Origin of the sequence: Agrobacterium sp. O3.4 (assembly GCF_041414895.1) — a bacterium.
Lineage (GTDB): Bacteria > Pseudomonadota > Alphaproteobacteria > Rhizobiales > Rhizobiaceae > Agrobacterium > Agrobacterium cucumeris.
The window spans coordinates 341,484-360,141 of sequence record NZ_JALPZP010000002.1; the positions used below are offsets into that span (position 1 = coordinate 341,484).

Annotated in this window: 16 protein-coding genes; 7 read left to right on the forward strand and 9 right to left on the reverse strand. The window is 60.8% G+C overall.

Annotation, left to right across the window (positions count from 1 at the left end; all coding sequences use genetic code 11):
* Positions 1 to 21: 21 nt before the first annotated feature.
* The 5 genes from M0412_RS14255 to iolG form a co-directional block, all read right to left on the reverse strand.
* A complete protein-coding gene (locus tag M0412_RS14255) occupies positions 22 to 1,146 on the reverse strand; it encodes a Gfo/Idh/MocA family protein (protein ID WP_269699040.1) in 1,125 nt (374 codons plus the stop codon).
* Entirely contained in the window at positions 1,139 to 2,107 is a 969-nt protein-coding gene (locus M0412_RS14260) for a hydroxyacid dehydrogenase (RefSeq protein WP_269699041.1), read from the reverse strand. The genes M0412_RS14255 and M0412_RS14260 overlap by 8 nt, the downstream gene beginning before the upstream one ends.
* A complete protein-coding gene (locus M0412_RS14265) occupies positions 2,108 to 2,920 on the reverse strand; it encodes an HpcH/HpaI aldolase/citrate lyase family protein (protein WP_269699042.1) in 813 nt (270 codons plus the stop codon).
* A gap of 124 nt (positions 2,921 to 3,044) precedes the next feature.
* On the reverse strand, positions 3,045 to 4,475 hold the full coding sequence (locus M0412_RS14270; RefSeq protein ID WP_269699043.1) for an NAD-dependent succinate-semialdehyde dehydrogenase: 1,431 nt from the start codon (positions 4,473 to 4,475) through the stop codon (positions 3,045 to 3,047).
* A 3-nt stretch (positions 4,476 to 4,478) separates the two neighbouring features.
* Positions 4,479 to 5,480 carry an inositol 2-dehydrogenase gene (iolG, locus tag M0412_RS14275; protein ID WP_269699044.1) on the reverse strand — a complete coding sequence of 334 codons (1,002 nt, stop codon included), beginning with the start codon at positions 5,478 to 5,480 and terminating at the stop codon, positions 4,479 to 4,481.
* 105 nt (positions 5,481 to 5,585) lie between these two features.
* On the opposite strand from iolG, the gene iolD reads away from it, so the two are divergent.
* From iolD to M0412_RS14300, 5 genes are read left to right on the forward strand one after another with little or no spacing between them, the layout of a single operon-like run.
* The gene (gene iolD / locus M0412_RS14280; RefSeq protein ID WP_269699045.1) at positions 5,586 to 7,457 is read left to right on the forward strand and encodes a 3D-(3,5/4)-trihydroxycyclohexane-1,2-dione acylhydrolase (decyclizing); all 1,872 of its coding nucleotides are present in this window, start codon (positions 5,586 to 5,588) and stop codon (positions 7,455 to 7,457) included.
* A gap of 1 nt (position 7,458) precedes the next feature.
* Positions 7,459 to 8,352, forward strand: coding sequence for a myo-inosose-2 dehydratase (gene iolE / locus M0412_RS14285; RefSeq protein WP_269699046.1), 894 nt, complete (start codon positions 7,459 to 7,461; stop codon positions 8,350 to 8,352).
* Positions 8,349 to 9,161 carry an SDR family oxidoreductase gene (locus tag M0412_RS14290; protein WP_269699047.1) on the forward strand — a complete coding sequence of 271 codons (813 nt, stop codon included), beginning with the start codon at positions 8,349 to 8,351 and terminating at the stop codon, positions 9,159 to 9,161. Before iolE ends, M0412_RS14290 begins: the two co-directional genes overlap by 4 nt.
* A gap of 4 nt (positions 9,162 to 9,165) precedes the next feature.
* Positions 9,166 to 10,227, forward strand: a complete 1,062-nt coding sequence (locus M0412_RS14295; RefSeq protein ID WP_269699048.1) for a sugar phosphate isomerase/epimerase — start codon at positions 9,166 to 9,168, stop codon at positions 10,225 to 10,227.
* The gene (locus M0412_RS14300) at positions 10,224 to 11,387 is read left to right on the forward strand and encodes a Gfo/Idh/MocA family protein (protein WP_269699049.1); all 1,164 of its coding nucleotides are present in this window, start codon (positions 10,224 to 10,226) and stop codon (positions 11,385 to 11,387) included. The genes M0412_RS14295 and M0412_RS14300 overlap by 4 nt, the downstream gene beginning before the upstream one ends.
* A gap of 532 nt (positions 11,388 to 11,919) precedes the next feature.
* Here the strand turns inward: M0412_RS14300 and M0412_RS14305 are convergent.
* Positions 11,920 to 13,083, reverse strand: a complete 1,164-nt coding sequence (locus M0412_RS14305) for a M20 aminoacylase family protein (protein WP_269699050.1) — start codon at positions 13,081 to 13,083, stop codon at positions 11,920 to 11,922.
* A 224-nt stretch (positions 13,084 to 13,307) separates the two neighbouring features.
* Between M0412_RS14305 and M0412_RS14310 the strand changes: the two genes are divergently transcribed.
* Both M0412_RS14310 and M0412_RS14315 read left to right on the forward strand, forming a co-directional pair.
* The gene (locus M0412_RS14310) at positions 13,308 to 14,366 is read left to right on the forward strand and encodes a D-alanyl-D-alanine carboxypeptidase family protein (RefSeq protein ID WP_269699523.1); all 1,059 of its coding nucleotides are present in this window, start codon (positions 13,308 to 13,310) and stop codon (positions 14,364 to 14,366) included.
* Positions 14,367 to 14,559: 193 nt separating this feature from the next.
* Positions 14,560 to 15,723, forward strand: coding sequence for a GTP-binding protein (locus tag M0412_RS14315; RefSeq protein WP_269699051.1), 1,164 nt, complete (start codon positions 14,560 to 14,562; stop codon positions 15,721 to 15,723).
* Between the two features lie 227 nt (positions 15,724 to 15,950).
* Here the strand turns inward: M0412_RS14315 and M0412_RS14320 are convergent, their stop codons facing one another.
* The 3 genes from M0412_RS14320 to M0412_RS14330 form a co-directional block, all read right to left on the reverse strand.
* A complete protein-coding gene (locus M0412_RS14320) occupies positions 15,951 to 16,187 on the reverse strand; it encodes a sulfurtransferase TusA family protein (RefSeq protein WP_269699053.1) in 237 nt (78 codons plus the stop codon).
* Positions 16,184 to 17,482, reverse strand: coding sequence for a L,D-transpeptidase family protein (locus tag M0412_RS14325; RefSeq protein ID WP_269699055.1), 1,299 nt, complete (start codon positions 17,480 to 17,482; stop codon positions 16,184 to 16,186). The genes M0412_RS14320 and M0412_RS14325 overlap by 4 nt, the downstream gene beginning before the upstream one ends.
* 191 nt (positions 17,483 to 17,673) lie before the next feature.
* A complete protein-coding gene (locus M0412_RS14330) occupies positions 17,674 to 18,627 on the reverse strand; it encodes an acetyl-CoA carboxylase carboxyltransferase subunit alpha (protein ID WP_035222548.1) in 954 nt (317 codons plus the stop codon).
* Between the last annotated feature and the right edge of the window lie 31 nt (positions 18,628 to 18,658).

Genomic DNA, 18,658 nt, shown 5'->3' on the forward strand with positions numbered 1-18,658 from the left:
CCCGCCGCTTAATCCGGGATTTCAGGCAGCGACATCCATCCATTGCCGTGCCGATGACGAGCGCTGGATCGTCTCGACCAGGCGCTGGATGCGCAGGCCGGCGGCGAAGCCGAAAGGCTCTGGTGCCTGTCCCGCGATCGCCCGGAGATAACCTTCGATTTCGATGGCTTTCAGGTCGTTGAAGCCGAGCTGATGGCCGGGCGCGACGCAGAAGCGGCCATAGGGTGCGTGGTCAGGAGAGGCCTCTATTTTGCGGAAGCCACGGCGGCCGGCCGGATCGGCAGCGGAATAGAAATGTAGCTCGTTGAACCGCTCCTGTGTGAAATAAAGTGTACCCTTGTCGCCGTAGATCTCGAAATCATGCTGCATCTTGCGGCCGGTGGCGATCCAGTTGCCTTCGACCGAGCCCTGCGCGCCATTGGCGAAACGCAGGAAGGCGCGCCCCACATCGTCCACTTCCACCTTGCGTGTGCCGCCCTTGCCATCCGGCCGCTCGGCAATCAGCGTCACGCAATCCCCCATCACTTCGGTTATCGGGCCGAGCAGGAATTCGGCTGTGGCAAGCGCGTGAGAGCCGATATCGGCAAGCGCACCGCCGCCGGCCGGATCGTGGCGGAAGGTGAAGGCGCCTGCGGCGTCAGCCATATAATCTTCGGCATGCAGACCGCGATAACCGCGTATCTTGCCGAGTTCGCCTGCCGCCACCATTTCCCGCGCCAGCCGCAGCATGGGATTGCAGAGATAGTTGAAGCCCACTTGTGTTTTGACGCCACGCGCAGCCGCGGCTGCCGCCATCTCGCCGGCATCCGCAGCAAGCGGCGCCAGCGGTTTTTCGCAATAGACGTGTTTGCCGGCGGCAATCGCGGCAAGCGCCATTTCCTTGTGCAGGGCGTTCGGCGCGGTGATGTCGACGAGGTCGATATCCGGATCGGCGATGATGCTGCGCCAGTCCGCCGTGGAATGGGCGAAGCCGAAATCCGCAGCTGCCCGTGCAGCCGCATCTTCGGTGATGTCGGCAACGGTGTGCAGTTCGATCCGGTAGGGGAGGTCGAAGACCTTCTGGGCAGAGGCGAAACCGAAGACATGGGCTTTGCCCATGAAGCCGGTGCCGATGAGGCCGACGCGTAGAACGGGTTTTTCAGACATGGGCAAATTCCGGATTGACGATGAGGCCGGGATCGATCGTCCCTTTCAGGTAGTTGACGGCATTCTGGATGGACGCGATGGCCATCCTCTCCCCGCATTCCGTCGTAAGCCCGGCAATATGCGGCGACAGGACGGTGTTGAACTGCGACAGCAGCGGGGAGGAGCTTTCCGGCGGCTCGTCGTCGAAGACATCAAGCCCGGCCGCGCCGACATGACCCGAGGCAAGCGCTTCGCTGAGTGCCTTTTCACAAACGACACCGCCACGGGCCGTGTTTGACAGGACGACACCGGGTTTCATCAGTGCGATTTCGGCGGCTCCGATTGCCGGGCTTGGCCCTTTGGGAATATGCACGGAAATATAGTTGGCCCAGGGCAGGCCCTCTTCCAGCGATACGGGTCTTGTCGGCCCCTCGGGCCATCCCGATTGCAGCAGGTAGGGGTCATAGGCGCGGATATGCATGCCGAAACCCGAAGCCATTCTGGCGAGATGCCGCCCGATCCGGCCATAACCGAGGATGAGCAGGTTCTTGCCCGATATTTCCTGCTGCTCCAGCCTGTTGCGCCAGCTCCACTGTCCGGTCTCCCGGACAGCGCGGTCGGCGAGTATGGCCCGCTTTGCCGCCGCCAGCAGCAGCATCATCGCATGTTCGGCGACGGAGACGGAATTGACATCGCCGACGATGGTGAGTGCGATGTTGCGCCGGTTGAGTTCGGCAAGATCGACGCTATCGTAACCCACCCCATGGCGGGACACCACTTTCAGCCGTCCGGCCCTGGCAATGGTGGCTGCCGAAAGCGGCTGTGTGCGAATGATGATGGCATCCGCTTCTTCGATGAAAGGCGCGTAGGAGGCTTCGGAAACGTCTTCGATATAGCGGACGGAGAAGCCGAGGGCCGGCAGGTCACGCAGCATGGCCTCGCCGGAAGGATGAAGTTTTCCGGCCACGAGAAGGTTCGGCATTCAATACCCCCCTTTGCCATCGGTTTTTTTGGCGGTCTTTTCTACCAGCCTGCGCCACGTCGCGGTCGATTCCGTCGCTGCGGCGGCCAGCAGGCGGGAATCGCCTGACACTGTGGTCATGTCGAAACCCCATTCCACCGCGCGTGCCGCGTAATCCGCCGTGCCGCAATGGAGGGCCGCCTTGATGCCGTTGCGGTGGCAGGCATCGAGGATGCGCTTGATGGCGCCGATGACCTCGGGCTCCTCGCGGTCAAAGGCAGGCGTCAATTGACCTTTAGAGAGCGAGAAACTCAGGTCGGCGGGGCCGACATAAATCCCGTCGAGGCCGGGGGTGGAGGCAATCTCTTCGAGATTGTCCATCGCCTCTGCCGTTTCGATCATTGCAAAGGCGAGGATTTCGTCATTGGCTTCCGCGGCATAATTGCCGCCGGCGGCGTAAACGGCGCGGGTGGGGCCGAAGCTGCGCTCCCCGAGCGGCGGGTAGCGCATGTAACGAACGAATTGCTCGGCCTGCGCCCGGTTGTTGATCATCGGGCAGATGATGCCGTAGGCCCCGGCATCCAGAACCTTGGATATCCACGCCGGGTCGAGCCAGGGCACCCGCGCCATCAGCACCTTGTCGGAAGCGCGCATTGCCTGGAACATGCCGAGCACGTCCTTGTAGTCGACCGCGCCGTGCTGGATGTCGATGGAGATGGCGTCGTAATCCTGCGCCGCCATGATTTCGGCGCTGAACGGGCTGGCAATGGACAGCCAGCCATGCAGCACCGGACGTCCCTCGGCCCAGATTTCCTTCAACTTGTTTTTCCGCATGGGATTCTCCTGCAAGGTTGTCTGTCGCTAGAGCACGTAAACGGAATCGTCGGATGTGCTCTAGCCCTTTGTTTTTCCGCATTTTCCGGACGTAAAACCGCTGCGCACTTTTACTGGAAATGCTCTAAAAGACGATCTGGGCGAGTTTGGTTTCGAGATAATCGCTTATCCCCTCGATACCACCCTCACGCCCCATGCCGGAATGGTTGGTGCCGCCGAAAGGCGCTTCGGATGCGGCGAGCGCGAAGCTGTTGATGCCGACCATGCCGGATTTCAGTGCCGCTACCGTTCGCCGTGCCCTGTCCGGAGAACGGGTGAAGGCATAGGCGGAAAGGCCCATGTCGGAGGCGTTGGCCCGCTCCAGAACCTCGTCCTCGGTGCTGAAGCGGGTGATTGCGGCAATCGGACCGAAATTTTCTTCGGCAAAAACCTTCATCGTGTCCGTCACGCCGGTCAGCACGGTGGGCTCGAAAAAGAAACCGTGGTTCAGGTGTGAGGGGCGTTTGCCGCCATGGGCGATTTTTGCACCGGCGCGCACGGCGTCGGCGACTACCGCCTCGATGTCCTCAAGGCGACCGGCATTGATGAGCGGACCCATTCCGGTATCGGCATCAAGCCCGTCACCAAGCCTGATCTTCGCCGCGCGGGCCACGAAACCGTCGACAAAGGCGTCGTGCAGGCTCTCGTGGACGAAGATGCGATCCGGCGTGACGCAGACCTGGCCGCAATTGGCGAATTTGGTGGGCACGGCAAGGTCGAGCGCGTTGTCGAGATCCGCATCGTCATAAATGATGAGGGGCGCATTGCCGCCCAGTTCCATAGAGACCTTCTTCACGGTCTCAGCGGCGTCACGGATCATTTGCTGGCCGACGCGGGTGGAGCCGGTCAGCGACACCTTGCGCACCCGCTTGTCCGCCATGATCGGGCCATAGGTATCGGCGGTCGAACCGACAACCAGATTGACGGCGCCATCGGGAAAGCCGGCGGCCCTCAGGCAGTCGACCATGACCATGGCGACACCGGGCGTCTGGGATGAGGGGCGCAGCACGACGGGGCATCCGGCGGCGAGCGCGGGGGCGAGCTTGCGGGCCGGAAGGGCGGCCGGAAAATTCCAGGCGGTGAAAGCGCCGACGATGCCGACTGCTTCGCGGGTCACCTCAAATCGACCACCGGGCACCCGGCTGTCGACGATGCGGCCATAAATGCGGCGTGCTTCTTCGGCGAACCAGCGGAACTGGTCGCAGGAAAGCGTCCATTCGCGACCCGCCTGGGCAATCGGTTTGCCGGTCTCCAGCGAGATCATCGTTGCGCCTTCGTCAGCACGGCGCAGCATTTCGTCGGCGGCCCGGTGTAGCGCCTCGGCGCGTGCGAAGCCGCCCATGGCGCGCAGTTTCGGAAGGGCGGCTGCCGCCGCGTCGATCGCATCGCGGGTTTGATCGGCGTTGGCAAGCGTCACCTTGCCGAGCGCAGCGCCGGTGACTGGAGAGACAACCTCGCCGGTTGCGGCACCGGCAAGCCAGCGTCCATCTATGAAAAGTCCAAAATTCGCGTACATGGTTTACCCGATCTCGCTTGTGTTGACGGTGCGCCCCTCGGCGACAGAGCGGATCGCCGCTTCGGCCAGAAGCAATGCCAGCCGGCCGTCTTCGAAGCCGACCTCCGGTGCCTTGCCCTGTTCCACCGCATCGACGAAGGCGCTGATTTCCGCTGCGAAAGCATCGGCATAACGGTCGATGAAGAAGTTCATCAGCGGTGCTGCCCGGTCGGTACCGGTTTCGGTGTGGAGACGCAGGTGATTGAGCGTCCGGTTTTCGGAAATCGCCATGCCGGCACTTCCGAAGGCTTCCACCCGCTGATCGTAGCCATATACCGCGCGCCGAGAGTTGCTGATCGTGCATTGTTTGCCCGAAGCGGTTTTCAGCACCACGGTCACGGTGTCGTAGTCGTCGCATTTTTCCATCAGCGCCGGGTCGACCAGCCGCGAACCGGTGGCCGAGACTTGGCTGATCTCTTCACCCAGAATGAAGCGGGCCATGTCGAAATCATGGATCGTCATGTCGCGGAAAATGCCGCCCGACATTTCGATATAGGCGGCGGGAGCCATGCCGGGGTCGCGCGAGGTGATGACGACCTGATGCAGATCGCCTATCGTTCCGTTTTCGACGGCCTCACGCACGGCGCGGTGTCCGCTGTCAAAACGCCGGACGAAGCCGAGCATGATCGGTACATCGCTGCCGGCAATTTTTGTTGCACAGGCGTTGACGCGGTCGAGGGAGAGATCGATGGGCTTTTCGCAAAGCACCGGTTTTCCGGCGGCAACCGCCTTTTCCAGCAGATCCGCATGGGTGGGCGTTGAGGTTGCGATCAGCACGGCGTCGACCTCAGGCGAGGCAAAAACCGCCTCGGCCGACTCAAATCGTGTCAGCTTTTCGGCAACTTCTTTCGCCGAGGGCTCGTATACATCAAAGATACCAGCCAATGTCGCGCGTGGATGAGCGACGATGTTTTCCGCATGCATGCGGCCGATACGGCCCACGCCAAGCACTGCAATTCTCAGCATTGAAATTTTCCTCCCGAGGTATTTGGCAATAATCATTGCAAAGTACCGAATTTGTCAATATGTATTCCAAAAACATATCAACAACCATCCGCAGGAGGAGGCGAGATGACCGCGAAGACCTTACGCCTGACCATGGCCCAGGCGCTAGTACGTTACCTGTGCAACCAGTTTACCGAGATCGACGGAGAGCGCGTTCCTTTGTTCGCGGGCGTGTTCGCCATTTTCGGGCACGGCAATGTCACATGCCTTTCCGAAGCTCTGGAGACGGTGCAGGACCAGTTGCCGACCTGGCGCGGGCAGAATGAACAATCCATGGCGCTTGCCGCAATCGGCTTTGCCAAGGCAAAGCGGCGCAGGCAGATCATGGTCGCTGCGACTTCGATCGGGCCGGGGGCGTTGAACATGGTCACTGCCGCCGGCGTCGCCATGGCCAACCGGCTGCCCGTTCTCCTCCTTGCAGGTGATACTTTCGCAAGCCGCCTGCCGGACCCGGTTCTGCAGCAGGTCGAGCATTTCGGCGATCCGACACTCACCGTTAATGACGCGTTCAAATCCGTGGTGCGTTACTGGGACAGGATCGTGCTGCCGGAACAATTGCTGCAATCGCTGCCGCAGGCGGTCGCCACCATGCTCGATCCGGCCGATTGCGGCCCGGCCTTTATCGGTCTTGCGCAGGATACGCAGGAAATCGCTTTCGATTATCCGGCGGTCTTCTTTGAACCGAAAGTCTGGAAAATTCCTCGGCCGCGTCCTGACCGTGACGCTGCGGCGGCCGCCGCCCGGCTGCTGGCGCAGGCGAAACGTCCGCTCATCATTTCCGGCGGTGGCGTGCGTTATTCGCTGGCGGAAGAGCGCCTTGCCGATTTCGCTGCAAAGCGCGGCATTCCCGTGGTCGAAACCATCGCCGGCAAGGGCGCGCTCACCCATCACCATCCGGTCCATGCCGGGCCGATCGGCATCGTCGGATCAACTTCGGCGAATGCGCTGGCCAAGGATGCGGATGTCGTGCTGGCGATCGGTACCCGGCTTCAGGATTTCACCACGGGTTCCTGGACGGCTTTCTCCCGCGATGCGCAGTTCATTTCCGTTAACGCCGCCCGCTTCGATGCGGTGAAACACCGGGCGCTTTCCGTGGTCGGCGATGCGCTTGAGACGATCGACGAGCTGGACCACGCGCTCGGCGCCTATAAGGCCGATGCCACCCATATGCAGCGGGCCAAAACGCTGTTTGCCGAATGGGACAATCTGCTCGACGAACACCAGCGCATCACCAATGCGCCGGTTCCTTCCTATGCGCAGGTGGTTGGCGTGCTGAACCGGGTTGCGCGGCCCGAAGATACGCTGATTGCGGCGGCGGGCGGAACGCCGGGTGAGGTGACCAAGGGCTGGCGGGTCAAGAACCCGAATACGTTCGATTGCGAATTCGGGTTTTCCTGCATGGGTTATGAAATCGCTGCCGGCTGGGGCTGCTCCATGGCGCAGGAAGGGCCGGGCGGTACCGGCGGCGTTCCAATCGTCATGCTGGGGGACGGCACCTACATGATGATGAACTCGGATATCTATTCAGCCGCGCTTACCGGGCACCGGATGATCGTGGTGGTCTGCGATAATGGCGGCTATGCCGTCATCAACCGTTTGCAGCAGGCCAAGGGCGTTCCCGGCTTCAACAATCTGCTGGCAGATTGCCGCGTCAGGGACAGGGAAAATCCGCTGCATGTCGATTTCGTCAAGCATGCGGAAGCCATGGGCGCCCATGCGCGCAGGGCCGAGAGCCTTGCCGATCTTGAAGACGCGATGATCTGGGCGCAGGGCAATGACGGCGTGACCGTCATCTCCATCGTTTCCGATGCCTGGAAATGGGTGCCGGGCGATGCCGACTGGGATGTCGGTGTTCCCTCCGTCTCCAGTTTCGAGACAGTGCGTGCCGCCCGCGCTGCGCAGGAAAACATCCGCAAGGCGCAGCGAGTGGGGGTCTGAGATGAAAGCAAGACTTGGTATCGCGCCGATCGCCTGGTGGAATGATGATCTTGCCGAGCTTTCCGATGATGTGAGCCTTCAGGAATGCCTGCGGCAGGCAAGCGAAGCCGGCTTTACCGGAATGGAGACCGGGCGCCGGTTTCCGATGGATATGGCGGAGCTTGGGCCGATCCTCGACCGTTACGGCATATCGGTATGCGGCGGCTGGTTTTCCGGCCTGCTGCTGGATGGTGACATCGAGGCGGAGAAAGACCGCATCGCGCAGCAGATGGAATTCTTCATCGCCGCCGGCGCGCCCTGCATCGTTTATGGTGAAACGGCGCGCTCCATTCAGGGCGTGCGCTCCGCACCACTTGCCACGAAGCCCCGGCTCGACGAGGCGGGCATGGCGGCCTATGGCCGCAAGATGTCCGACTTTGCCGACTGGTGCGCGGCGAAGGGCATGCCGATTTCCTACCATCACCATATGGCGGCCGTGGTGGAGACCGAGCCGGAACTTGATTTCTTCATGAAGCACTCCTCCGTGCCCCTGCTGTTTGATGCCGGGCACATGGCCTTTGCGGGCGGCGATGTCATGCGTGTCATCGAAAACCACCATGCACGCGTTACCCATGTCCACACCAAGGATATCCGGCGTGAGGTTGTCGACGGGCTGGACAGGAGCCGGGAGAGTTTCCTCGATGCCGTCATCAAGGGCGCCTTTACCGTGCCGGGTGATGGCAGCCTGGATTTCGGGGCGATCGTCAAGGCGCTGGCGTCGAAAGGTTACGAGGGCTGGTTCGTGGTCGAGGCGGAGCAGGACCCGATCAGGAACCCGCCGCTGGACATGGCCCGAAAGGGGCACAGGGAATTGCTGCGCGTGATGGACGCCGCTGGATATGAGGTCGTGAAATGAACCGTATTGAAGGAAAGATCGCCGTTGTTACCGGCGGAACCCAGGGTCTGGGCGCAGCGGTTGCGCAGGTGTTTGCGCAGGCGGGCGCGGCGGGGATCGTCATTGTCGGGCGCGGTGTGGAAAAAGGACAGGCTGTCGCGGATGCCATCACGCAGAAATCAGGCGTGCCGGTTGAGATGGTGGCGGCCGATCTCGGCGATATCGATGATGTCCGCAGCATCATTCCGGCGACGGACAAACGCTTCGGTCGGGTCGATATCCTCGTTAACGCGGCGGGCCTGACGGATCGCGGCAACATGCTCAACACAACGCCCGAGCTTTTCGACCGGATGTTCGCGGTCAACACGCGTGCGCCATTCTTTCTCATTCAGGATGCGGCAAAGGTGATGATCCGCGAGGGGATCGAGGGTCGGGTCGTTAATGTCGGATCAATGTCGGGTCTGACAGGCCAGCCTTTCCTTGCGCCCTATGCGGCGTCCAAGGGCGCGCTTGCCACCGTCACCCGCCATGCCGGCTTTTCGCTGATGCGCCACCGTATCCATGTGAACCAGCTCGATATCGGCTGGATGAATTCCGATCACGAGCGCAAGCTTGTCCTTTCCGAGACCGGCGATCCCGATTTCATCGACCGCGCGGCGGCGGCCAAGCCGTTCGGGCGCATCCTCGATCCGCGCGAAGTGGCCCGCGCCATCCTGTGGATGTCCTCCGAAGACAGCGGCATGATGACGGGCGCGGTGATCCCCTTCGATCAGTCGGTCTATGGCGGTTACGACGACGCGCCGGTGCCGGCGAAAAAGCTGGAGGAATAAGCCTATGCGAACCATCAAGGGGCCGGGTGTCTTTCTGGCACAGTTCGCGGCCGATGAGGCGCCCTATAATTCGCTTGCCTCGCTGGCGGCGTGGGCCTCGGCGAAGGGCTTCAAGGGCGTGCAGATTCCCACCTGGGATACGCGCCTGATCGACATGAAACAGGCGGCGGAAAGCGATGCCTATTGCGGTGATCTGAAGGGCATGCTCGGCGAGCATGGGCTGGAGATCACCGAACTCGCCTCGCACATCACCGGGCAGCTTGTGGCGGTGCACCCCGCCCATGATGCGATCATGGACAGTTTTGCACCGGAACATGTGCGCGGCAATCCCGCAAAGCGTCGGGCATGGGCCGAGGAACAACTGCGCTTTGCCGCCCGCGCCTCAAAGCGCCTCGGCATCGACCGCCATGTGACCTTCCCCGGGGCGCTTTTATGGCCGTATCTTTATCCCTATCCGCAATGGCCGGAAGGGCTGGTGGAGGAAGGCTTTGACGAGCTTGCCCGCCGCTGGACGCCGATTCTTGATGATTTCGACGCCCATGGCGTGGATGTCTGCTATGAAATCCATCCGAGCGAAGACCTGCATGACGGCCACAGCTGGGAGATGTTTCTCGACAAGGTCAAGGAACATCCCCGGGCGAACCTGATGTATGATCCCTCGCATCTCGTTCTGCAGGGAATGGATTATCTCGCCTTCATCGACCATTACCACCAGCGGATAAAAACCTTCCACGTCAAGGATGCCGAGTTTCGTCCAGACGGAAAATCGGGCGCCTATGGCGGTTATCAGCCATGGTCAAAAAGGGCCGGGCGCTTCCGCAGCCCCGGCGACGGGCAGGTTGATTTCGGGGCGATCTTCACCAAGCTGACGACCTACGGCTTTGATGGCTGGGCGGTGCTGGAGTGGGAATGTTTCGTCAAGAACCCCGAGGACGGTGCGTCTGAAGGCGCACGTTTCATCGCCGATCACATCATCCGTGTTTCGGACCGCGCCTTTGACGATTTCGTCAAATCCGGCGCGAACCGCAATGCCAACCGCACCATGCTGGGGCTGGAGGAACAATGACTATCGAAAGACCACTTCGTCTGGGCATGATCGGCGGCGGCCAGGGAGCCTATATCGGCAATATCCACCGTCTTGCCGCACGCCTTGACGGCAAATGGGTGCTTGTGACCGGGGCCTTTGATGTCGATCCCGAAAGGGGCCGCGCCTTTGCGATCAATGAAGGGCTTGACCCGGCCCGCAGTTACGGCAGCTATCAGGAGCTGATTACCGGCGAGGCTGCCCGTGAGGATCGTGTCGATGCGGTTGCGATCTGCACACCGAATTTCACCCACTATCCGATCGCGAAGGCGCTGATCGAGGCAGGTTTCGACGTGATCTGCGAAAAGCCGCTGACCGCGACGCTGGAGGATGCCATCGCTCTGGAAAAGCTGTCGCGGGAAAGCGGCCGCTTCGTTGGGGTGACCTACACCTATTCCGGCTATCCGATGGTGCATGAAGCGCGTGCGCGCGTCGCGGCGGGTGAGATCGGCGAGGTTCGCACCGTGCAGGTGGAATATCCGCTGGAATGGATGGCAACGGCCATCGAACAGCAGGGCAATGCCCAGGCGGCATGGCGCACCGACCCGAAGAAGAACGGCCGCGGCGGCTCCATCGGCGATATCGGCACCCATGCCTATCATCTGGCCGGCTTCGTGACCGGGCTGAAACTGCAGTCGCTCACCGCCGATCTCGCCACTTTCGTGGTGGGGCGGGCGCTGGATGACAATGCCCATGTGATGATGCGTTATGAGGGCGGCGCGCGGGGGCTCCTCTGGTCGTCGCAGGTGGCGCTCGGCAATTCCAACGGCGTGCGTCTGCGGGTTTTCGGCGCGACCGGTTCGTTGCAATGGTTTCAGGAACAGCCGAACGAACTCGTCTATACGCCGCTTAACGGGCGTGTGCAGACCATCAAGCGCGGCGCGGACGATCTTTCCGAAGATGCGAAGGTTCGAACCCGCACTCCGCCCGGCCACCCGGAGGGATATCTGGAGGCCTTCGCCAACCTCTATGCCGGTTTCGCGGAAGCCATCCGTGCCCGCAAGGCGGGCCGTGAGACGGGTGCGATTGGCCGCAACATTCCGCTTGCCTATGACGGGCTGAAGGGTGTGGCCTTTGTGGAAGCGGTTGTGGATAGTGCCGAAAGCGCCGCTCCGCGCTGGATCACGCCGGTGGCGGTGTAAAACGCGCGGCAGACCGTGCTGGAAATCGACCTTTCGGACAGGCCATGTCGGTCCGAGAGGTTTTGGCCGTTCTGATTGCAGAGCAGGGTCTGTATCTTAACGGCGGATAAAACAGGAAAATGGTGTCCACGAGAGGATTCGAACCTCCGACCCCAGGATTCATACCACTTCGGCTTTAACCGCCGTCCCGCCGAAAATAGGCAGGGCGTTCGTGGTCTGGACTGTCCCTTCACCATGGACCTTGCGGCCTTTAGGCGCTGCCCTACCAGTCTCTACACCTTCAACAGGCTTTCGCCTGAAGCTTGGCTCGGGATTGGCATGCTGGAAGCCCAGCTAAGCGTTCCCCGAATTTGAGCAGATCGACTACAGCCTTTCGGACCGCAGCCCCCAATTATCAACTAGGAATCCTGTGCTCTATCCTGCTGAGCTACGTGGACACTGAATTGCTCTTTAACCTGACGATGCCTGCGGATCAACCGCGTTCTTTATCGCGGTTGATCTGTTCCTCGGCTTTCTTTGCGCTCGCCGGCAATCAGCTCGTGAGACGCTGTTCAGCCAGCTTCACCCAGTAGGAAATGCCGTAGGCGATGGCGTCGTCGTTAAAATCGTAGCCGGGATTATGAAGCCCGGCCGAATCGCCATTGCCGAGGAAGATGAAGGCGCCCGGCCTTTCCTTCAGCATGAAGGAAAAATCTTCGCCGGCCATGGAGGGATCGACATCGGGATCGACATTGTGGTCTCCCGCCACATCGCGGGCGACGCGGATGGCGTGGTCGGTCTCGGCGGCGTGGTTGAAGGTCACCGGGCAATAACGCTCATAGACGACTTCGGCTTCGGCGCCATTGGCAAGGGCTATGCCTTCCGCCATCTGCTTGATGCGGTCCTGCGCGAGATCGCGCACCGTTTCGTCGAGGCTGCGCACCGTGCCGGCAATCAGCGCCTCGTTGGGGATGATGTTGTGGCTGGAGCCGGCGTGAAAGCGGGTGACGGACACGACGACCGAACGGATCGGATCGGCATTGCGCGAAGCGATCATCTGCAGGTTGCCGACAATCTGTGCGCCGATGGTGATGGGGTCGATGGTGCGGTGCGGCTGTGCCGCATGGCCGCCCCGGCCCTTGACGGTGATGGAGAACTTGTCCGGTGCCGCCATGATGCCGCCCTTGCGGATGGCGAAGGCGCCGAGAGGAATGCCCGGCATATTGTGCATGCCATAGACCTCGTTAATGCCGAAACGCTCCATCAAGCCGTCCTCGACCATGGCGAGCGCGCCAGCGCCACCTTCTTCGGCGGGCTGGAAGATGACGGCGATCGAGCCGGCGAAGTTGCGGGTCTCGGTGAGATATTTGGCTGCGCCGAGCAGCATGGCGGTATGGCCGTCATGGCCGCAGGCATGCATCGCACCTGCTGTTTTCGATGCCCAGGGCTTGCCGGTTTCCTCGAGAATGGGCAAGGCGTCCATATCCGCGCGAAAGCCGATGGTGCGTTCACCGGCAAGATTGCCCCTGATGATGCCGACCACACCCGTGCGGCCAAGACCGGTCACAATTTCGTCAACGCCGAAAGATTTCAGCTTGTCCGCAACGAAGGCTGCGGTGTTGTCGACATCATACAAAATCTCAGGATTTTCGTGCAGGTGACGCCGCCATTCGCTGACTTCCTGTTGAAGTTCGGCGGCTCTGTTCAAAATCGGCATTTCGTTCATTCCTGGGTTCATCGGTGCGGCGTGTGGTAAAAGCCATCCTCCATGGTGGATAGTGCGCCGCATAATTGACGTAATCAATGTACTTTGCCATTGCTAGGACATATATGGTGAATATTGCCATTCCCCGACCGAAGACGGGAATTCGAGGACAAGCCTTGCCACAGACAGTTAAATCGCCAAACGCCGCCCGGCGGCTCTCCGCAGCCGTTGCCATCATGACCGTAGGCCTCGTTGCCGCAGCACCCGTGGCCAATGCCAATCCGAAAATGGTGGTGGATGTTAAAACCGGCAAGGTGATTTCCCATCAGGAAGCCTTCCGCAAGTGGTATCCGGCGTCGCTGACCAAGCTGATGACCGCCTATATCGCCTTTTCGCAGATGAAGGCCGGCAAGCTCAGCCCGCAGACGGAAGTGGTGATGAGCAAGAAGGCCGCCGACCAGCCGGCCTCGAAAATGTATTTTAAGCCCGGCCAGAAGCTGACGATGGACAGCGCGCTGAAGCTGCTGCTGATCAAATCCGCCAATGATATTGCCGTGGCGATTGCCGAGACGATCGGTGGCACGTCCGATAATTTTGTGGCGCAGATGAATGCACAGGCGCAGCGGCTGGGCATGAGCTCCACCCATTACGTGAATGCCAACGGCCTGCCCGGCAAGGGGCAATATACGACCGCGCGGGATCTGGCGCTGCTGGCGCTGATCATCAAGCGCGAATTCCCGGAATATGCCCACTATTTCTCGCTGGAAGGCGTCACCACCGGCAAGAAGAATTATGCCAACTTCAATATGCTGGTCGGCCGCTTTGATGGCGCTGACGGCATGAAGACCGGCTTCATCTGTGCCTCCGGTTTTAACCAGGTGTCGTCTGCCGTGCGCAACGGCCGCTCCGTCATCACCGTAGTACTGGGCGCGGACAGCCTTGCCGGACGAACCGACCAGTCTGCAGACCTGCTGCAGATGGGGCTGACGGCGCCTTCCGGGCAGGGCGTTTCGCTTGCTTCGCTGGCGCCCTATGGCGATACCGGCGATGTGAACGATGTCAGCGCCGAAATCTGCAATCCGAAGGCTGCAAAGGTGCGTAGCGAGGGCCGCGATGAAGCCGGCCGTATGGTCATCCATTCGCCTTATGTGACGGAGATGACCCGCCCGCCGGAATATTCCTTCGCCGGTCTTATCCCGGGCAGCGAGACCGTGGCTGTCAACACGACCAAGGGGGCTGCGGCCAAGGGCGAACTGGCCAACGTGCCGATCCCGATCCCACGCCCGACATTCTGATTGGCTTGATCGCTCTTCAGTGATGAAGGGCGAGTGCGCCTGCGGATTGGCTATTCGCAGCTCTGATCTGTTATGATATTACAGTCTCGCCCATTGCCTTCAGGCCTTGGGCGATTTCTGTTTTATCGCGCGGTTCCGGCTCGAACATCGTTCAACGATCTGCCGGAGCGGCCCTCAACCATACAGGCAAGGCATGTCTCGCGAGCGTATACCGGTCTCCATCATCACCGGATTTCTCGGCGCCGGAAAATCGACGCTGCTCAACCGGCTCCTCAAAGACCCCGAGATGAGTGACGCCGCAATCATCATCAATGAATTTGGTGATGTCAGCATCGATCATATGCTGGTTGAAAGTGCCGGCGAGGGCATCATCGAACTGGCGGAAGGTTGCCTCTGCTGCACGGTGCGCGGGGAACTGGTGGATACGCTGGCGGAGCTGATGGATGGTATCCAGATCGGCAAGCTGAAGCCGGTGAAGCGGGTGGTGATCGAGACCACCGGCCTTGCCGATCCTGCCCCGGTCATGCAATCGATCATGGGCAATCCGGTGATCGCGCAGAATTTCGTGCTCAACGGCATGATTACGGTGGTGGATGCCGTGAACGGCCTCTCCACGCTCGACAACCACGAAGAAGCCGTGAAGCAGGCGGCCGTTGCCGACCGGTTGGTGATGACCAAGCGAGCGCTCGCCGACGCTTCCACAATTGCTGCACTGACGGCGCGCCTGCAGACGCTCAACCCGCGCGCAACGATCGAGGATGGCGACAAGCCGGACTGGAGTGCCTCGGCGCTTCTCGACAACGGTCTTTATGATGCCGGCAGCAAAAATGCCGATGTTGGCCGCTGGCTGGGCGAAGAGGCGGCCCATGATCATCACGACCACGACCACGACCACGACCACGACCATGACCATGACCATGGGCACCACCACCACCACCGTGGCGACCATGGCCATCACCATCACGATGTGAACCGGCACGATGCGTCGATCCGTTCCTTCTCGATCATTCATGACAAGCCGATCGAGCCGATGGCGATCGATATGTTTGTGGATCTGCTGCGCTCGGCGCATGGTGAAAAGCTGTTGCGCATGAAGGCCGTCGTCAAGCTCTCGGACAATCCCGACCGGCCGCTGGTGCTGCATGGGGTGCAGAACATTTTCCACAGGCCGGAGCGCCTTGCGGCCTGGCCTGACCCGTCTGATCAGCGCACGCGCATGGTGCTGATTACCAAGGACTTGCCGGAGGCTTTCGTGCAGGACCTGTTTGCCGCATTTACCGGCGCGCCGGGTATCGATCGTCCGGACAGGCAGGCGATGACGGATAACCCGCTGGCGATTTCGGGGATGCGGTTTTAGGGGTAAAAGGCGGCGGGTAAGTTTGTGGGTGGGGTTTACCCCCCTCTGCCCTGCCGGGCATCTCCCCCTCAAGGGGGGAGATCGACAAGCGGCTTGCTCCGAACTCTATCTGCATCTCAAGCCATGTGACAGACTTGCGAGGGAATGGGGGCGGCCTCACCCGATCTCCCCCCTTGAGGGGGAGATGTCCGGCAGGACAGAGGGGGGTAACCTCCGCAGTGAGCGCTCTACGCCCCCTTCACAATCCGAAACCGATGCCCGTTACCCACTGCCACGGTCTCAACCAGACTATGCCCATCCTCATTGCACATATGCGCAATATCGATGACAGCCAGCGGGTCCGTCGTTTCGACAGTCAAAACATCGCCCGCTTTCAGCGCAGCAAGCTTCTTGCGGCTTCTTAAAACCGGAAGGGGGCATTTAAGCCCCCTCAAATCGTAAATTATCTCGGTCGCGTTGCTCATTCCTTGGCCCAGAACTTCCAGAAGGGCTTCTTCTCCGGCGCTTCCGGTGCCGGTGCGGAATAGGCAAGCGGGTTGAGGGCTGGAACCGGGATGCCCTGTGCGGCCGCACCGCTCTGGCCGTTGGCCGAAGGCGCGGGGGTGGCTGTGGCAACCATGGTCGGAGCGGCAGGCGCCGGGTTCGACTGTGGGGCGGTTGGCTGGGGCGTCGAGGTGCGTGGGCCACGCAGGGATGAGGCGGTGGCTGCGGTTGCCGGGGAGGACGACGTCACCTGCTGCGGCTTCTTCTCCATCAGCGCGGCAAATTCCGTTTCCTTCATCAGCTTGCCGGCCTTCAGTGCCGAGCCGGTCGGGGCATAGGCGGGTTCGCGTCCCTTGCGCTTTTCGGCGACCAGCGCCTTGCGCTCCGCCTCGCTCGGGTCGTACCAGGCCATGCCGTCATATTTCTTCATCGCCTTTTCATAGGCGAGATCATAGGTCTTTTCGTAGCTCGAAAGCGCGCTGACCAGTGCGGGCGGCGTGCTCATGCCCGGGCACTGCGCGGAGGCGTTGAAGCTGCCGCCTGCCGTCTGCTGGTTGAAGACATATTTCTTCTCGCAGACATTCACCTCCGGCGGGCGCTTGGTGACTTCGAAATTGTCGTAACCGACCTTCAGCATCTTCCAGAATTCGAGATGCTCGCTCTGGCGATGGCGGGCCATGTTCTCCGCCGTCATGCGGAACGGGAAGGCCTGCAGCTGCACGGTCTTCTGGCCGCCCTTGAAGGCGTCACGGGCAAAACCGTAGATTTCAAGAATCTGCGCATCCGTCATCGAATAACAGCCTGACGATGAGCAGGCGCCATGGATCATCAGATTGGTGCCGTTGCGGCCATTGGCGGCATCGTAGCGGTTCGGGAAGCCGGTATTGATGGCAAGATAATATTTCGAGTTTGGATTAAGGTGCGCGGGCGTCAGGTTGTAGAAACCTTCCGGCGCCTGCCGGTCGCCTTCCTTCACCTTCGGGCCGAGTTTTCCGGACCATGCGCAAATCTCGTAACCGGCGATCTTCTCGAAGCGGTTGTCGCGTCTGGCCTTCCAGATTTCCAAGGCGCCTTCTTCCTTGAAGATGCGGATCATGATCGGCGAGGTGCGGTCCATGCCCCTTTTGTCGATCTCGGCCAGAATGGACGGAGACAGCGGGTAATCGACCTTGTTCTTGACGTGGGAAACGTCGCGTTCCACGGTTTCGAGCGTATCGTTGCAACCGGTGAGAATGAGCGCGGTGCAGGCGAGAAGGGCAAAATGTGTCAAACGCATGATCTGATCCGAAAGACGATGGCACGAAGCGGCGCAAGTTTTACACCAGCACGTGTGTATTTTAAATACGGTATTAACCGTTTACATCTTCTTAACTCAAATCGGACCCGCCCCGCGGCCGCCGATACATCTTTTGATGTGACCGGACTATGGCCGAGTTGGGGCGATATTCAAGGAAAATAAGGCCGGCGTTAGAGATTCCGGCCAATATCCAGGAACTTCTGGCGGCGTTCAGCGCGCAGCTGTGTACCGGAACGCTGGGACAGATCGGCCAGCGCCTTGGCGATCACATCGCCGGTCGCACCGATCACGGTTTCCGGAGCACGGTGTGCGCCGCCGATCGGTTCGGGAATGATTCCGTCGATAACGCCAAGCGATTTCAGATCTTCCGAGGTGATCTTCATATTGGTTGCAGCTTCCTTGGCGCGGGTCGAATCGCGCCAGAGAATGGAGGCTGCACCTTCTGGCGAGATCACCGAATAGATCGCATGTTCGAGCATGTAGACGCGGTTGCCGGTGGCAATCGCGATTGCGCCGCCCGAACCACCTTCGCCGATGACGACGGAGACGATCGGCACCTTGACGTTGAGGCACATTTCCGTCGAGCGGGCGATGGCTTCGGCCTGGCCGCGCTCTTCCGCGCCGACGCCCGGATAGGCGCCTGCCGTATCGATTAGGGTTATGACCGGCAGCGAGAAACGGTCAGCCAGTTCCAGCACGCGGATCGCCTTGCGGTAACCTTCCGGGCGCGGGCTGCCGAAATTGTGCTTCAGGCGGCTTTTGGTGTCGTTGCCCTTTTCCTGGCCGATGATGGCGACGGGCTGACCGTTGAAGCGGGCAAGGCCCGCCTGAATAGCCGCGTCCTCGGAAAATTTGCGGTCGCCGGCAAGCGGCGTGAAATCGGTGAACAGCGCCTTGGCGTAATCGACGAAATGCGGGCGCTGCGGATGGCGCGCGACCTGCGTTTTCTGCCAGGCGTTCAGCTTGGAATAGATGTCCTGCATCGCATCGTTGACGCGCGATTCCAGGCGGTTGATCTCCTCCGAGGTGTCTATGCTCTCGTCTTCATCGGCAAGCTTCTTCAGCTCGATGATCTTGCCCTCAAGGTCCGAGATAGGTTTTTCGAAGTCGAGATAATTGTGCATGAGATCCGTTTCCGATCGTTTTGCGCAAGGT

What these genes read in the sequence shown, in the direction of transcription:
- M0412_RS14255 (WP_269699040.1), bottom strand. Translation starts at nt 1,146, where the DNA reads ATGTCTGAAAAACCCGTTCTACGCGTCGGCCTCATCGGCACCGGCTTC.
- M0412_RS14260 (WP_269699041.1), bottom strand. Translation starts at nt 2,107, where the DNA reads ATGCCGAACCTTCTCGTGGCCGGAAAACTTCATCCTTCCGGCGAGGCC.
- M0412_RS14265 (WP_269699042.1), bottom strand. Translation starts at nt 2,920, where the DNA reads ATGCGGAAAAACAAGTTGAAGGAAATCTGGGCCGAGGGACGTCCGGTG.
- M0412_RS14270 (WP_269699043.1), bottom strand. Translation starts at nt 4,475, where the DNA reads ATGTACGCGAATTTTGGACTTTTCATAGATGGACGCTGGCTTGCCGGT.
- iolG (WP_269699044.1), bottom strand. Translation starts at nt 5,480, where the DNA reads ATGCTGAGAATTGCAGTGCTTGGCGTGGGCCGTATCGGCCGCATGCAT.
- iolD (WP_269699045.1), top strand. Translation starts at nt 5,586, where the DNA reads ATGACCGCGAAGACCTTACGCCTGACCATGGCCCAGGCGCTAGTACGT.
- iolE (WP_269699046.1), top strand. Translation starts at nt 7,459, where the DNA reads ATGAAAGCAAGACTTGGTATCGCGCCGATCGCCTGGTGGAATGATGAT.
- M0412_RS14290 (WP_269699047.1), top strand. Translation starts at nt 8,349, where the DNA reads ATGAACCGTATTGAAGGAAAGATCGCCGTTGTTACCGGCGGAACCCAG.
- M0412_RS14295 (WP_269699048.1), top strand. Translation starts at nt 9,166, where the DNA reads ATGCGAACCATCAAGGGGCCGGGTGTCTTTCTGGCACAGTTCGCGGCC.
- M0412_RS14300 (WP_269699049.1), top strand. Translation starts at nt 10,224, where the DNA reads ATGACTATCGAAAGACCACTTCGTCTGGGCATGATCGGCGGCGGCCAG.
- M0412_RS14305 (WP_269699050.1), bottom strand. Translation starts at nt 13,083, where the DNA reads ATGCCGATTTTGAACAGAGCCGCCGAACTTCAACAGGAAGTCAGCGAA.
- M0412_RS14310 (WP_269699523.1), top strand. Translation starts at nt 13,308, where the DNA reads ATGACCGTAGGCCTCGTTGCCGCAGCACCCGTGGCCAATGCCAATCCG.
- M0412_RS14315 (WP_269699051.1), top strand. Translation starts at nt 14,560, where the DNA reads ATGTCTCGCGAGCGTATACCGGTCTCCATCATCACCGGATTTCTCGGC.
- M0412_RS14320 (WP_269699053.1), bottom strand. Translation starts at nt 16,187, where the DNA reads ATGAGCAACGCGACCGAGATAATTTACGATTTGAGGGGGCTTAAATGC.
- M0412_RS14325 (WP_269699055.1), bottom strand. Translation starts at nt 17,482, where the DNA reads ATGCGTTTGACACATTTTGCCCTTCTCGCCTGCACCGCGCTCATTCTC.
- M0412_RS14330 (WP_035222548.1), bottom strand. Translation starts at nt 18,627, where the DNA reads ATGCACAATTATCTCGACTTCGAAAAACCTATCTCGGACCTTGAGGGC.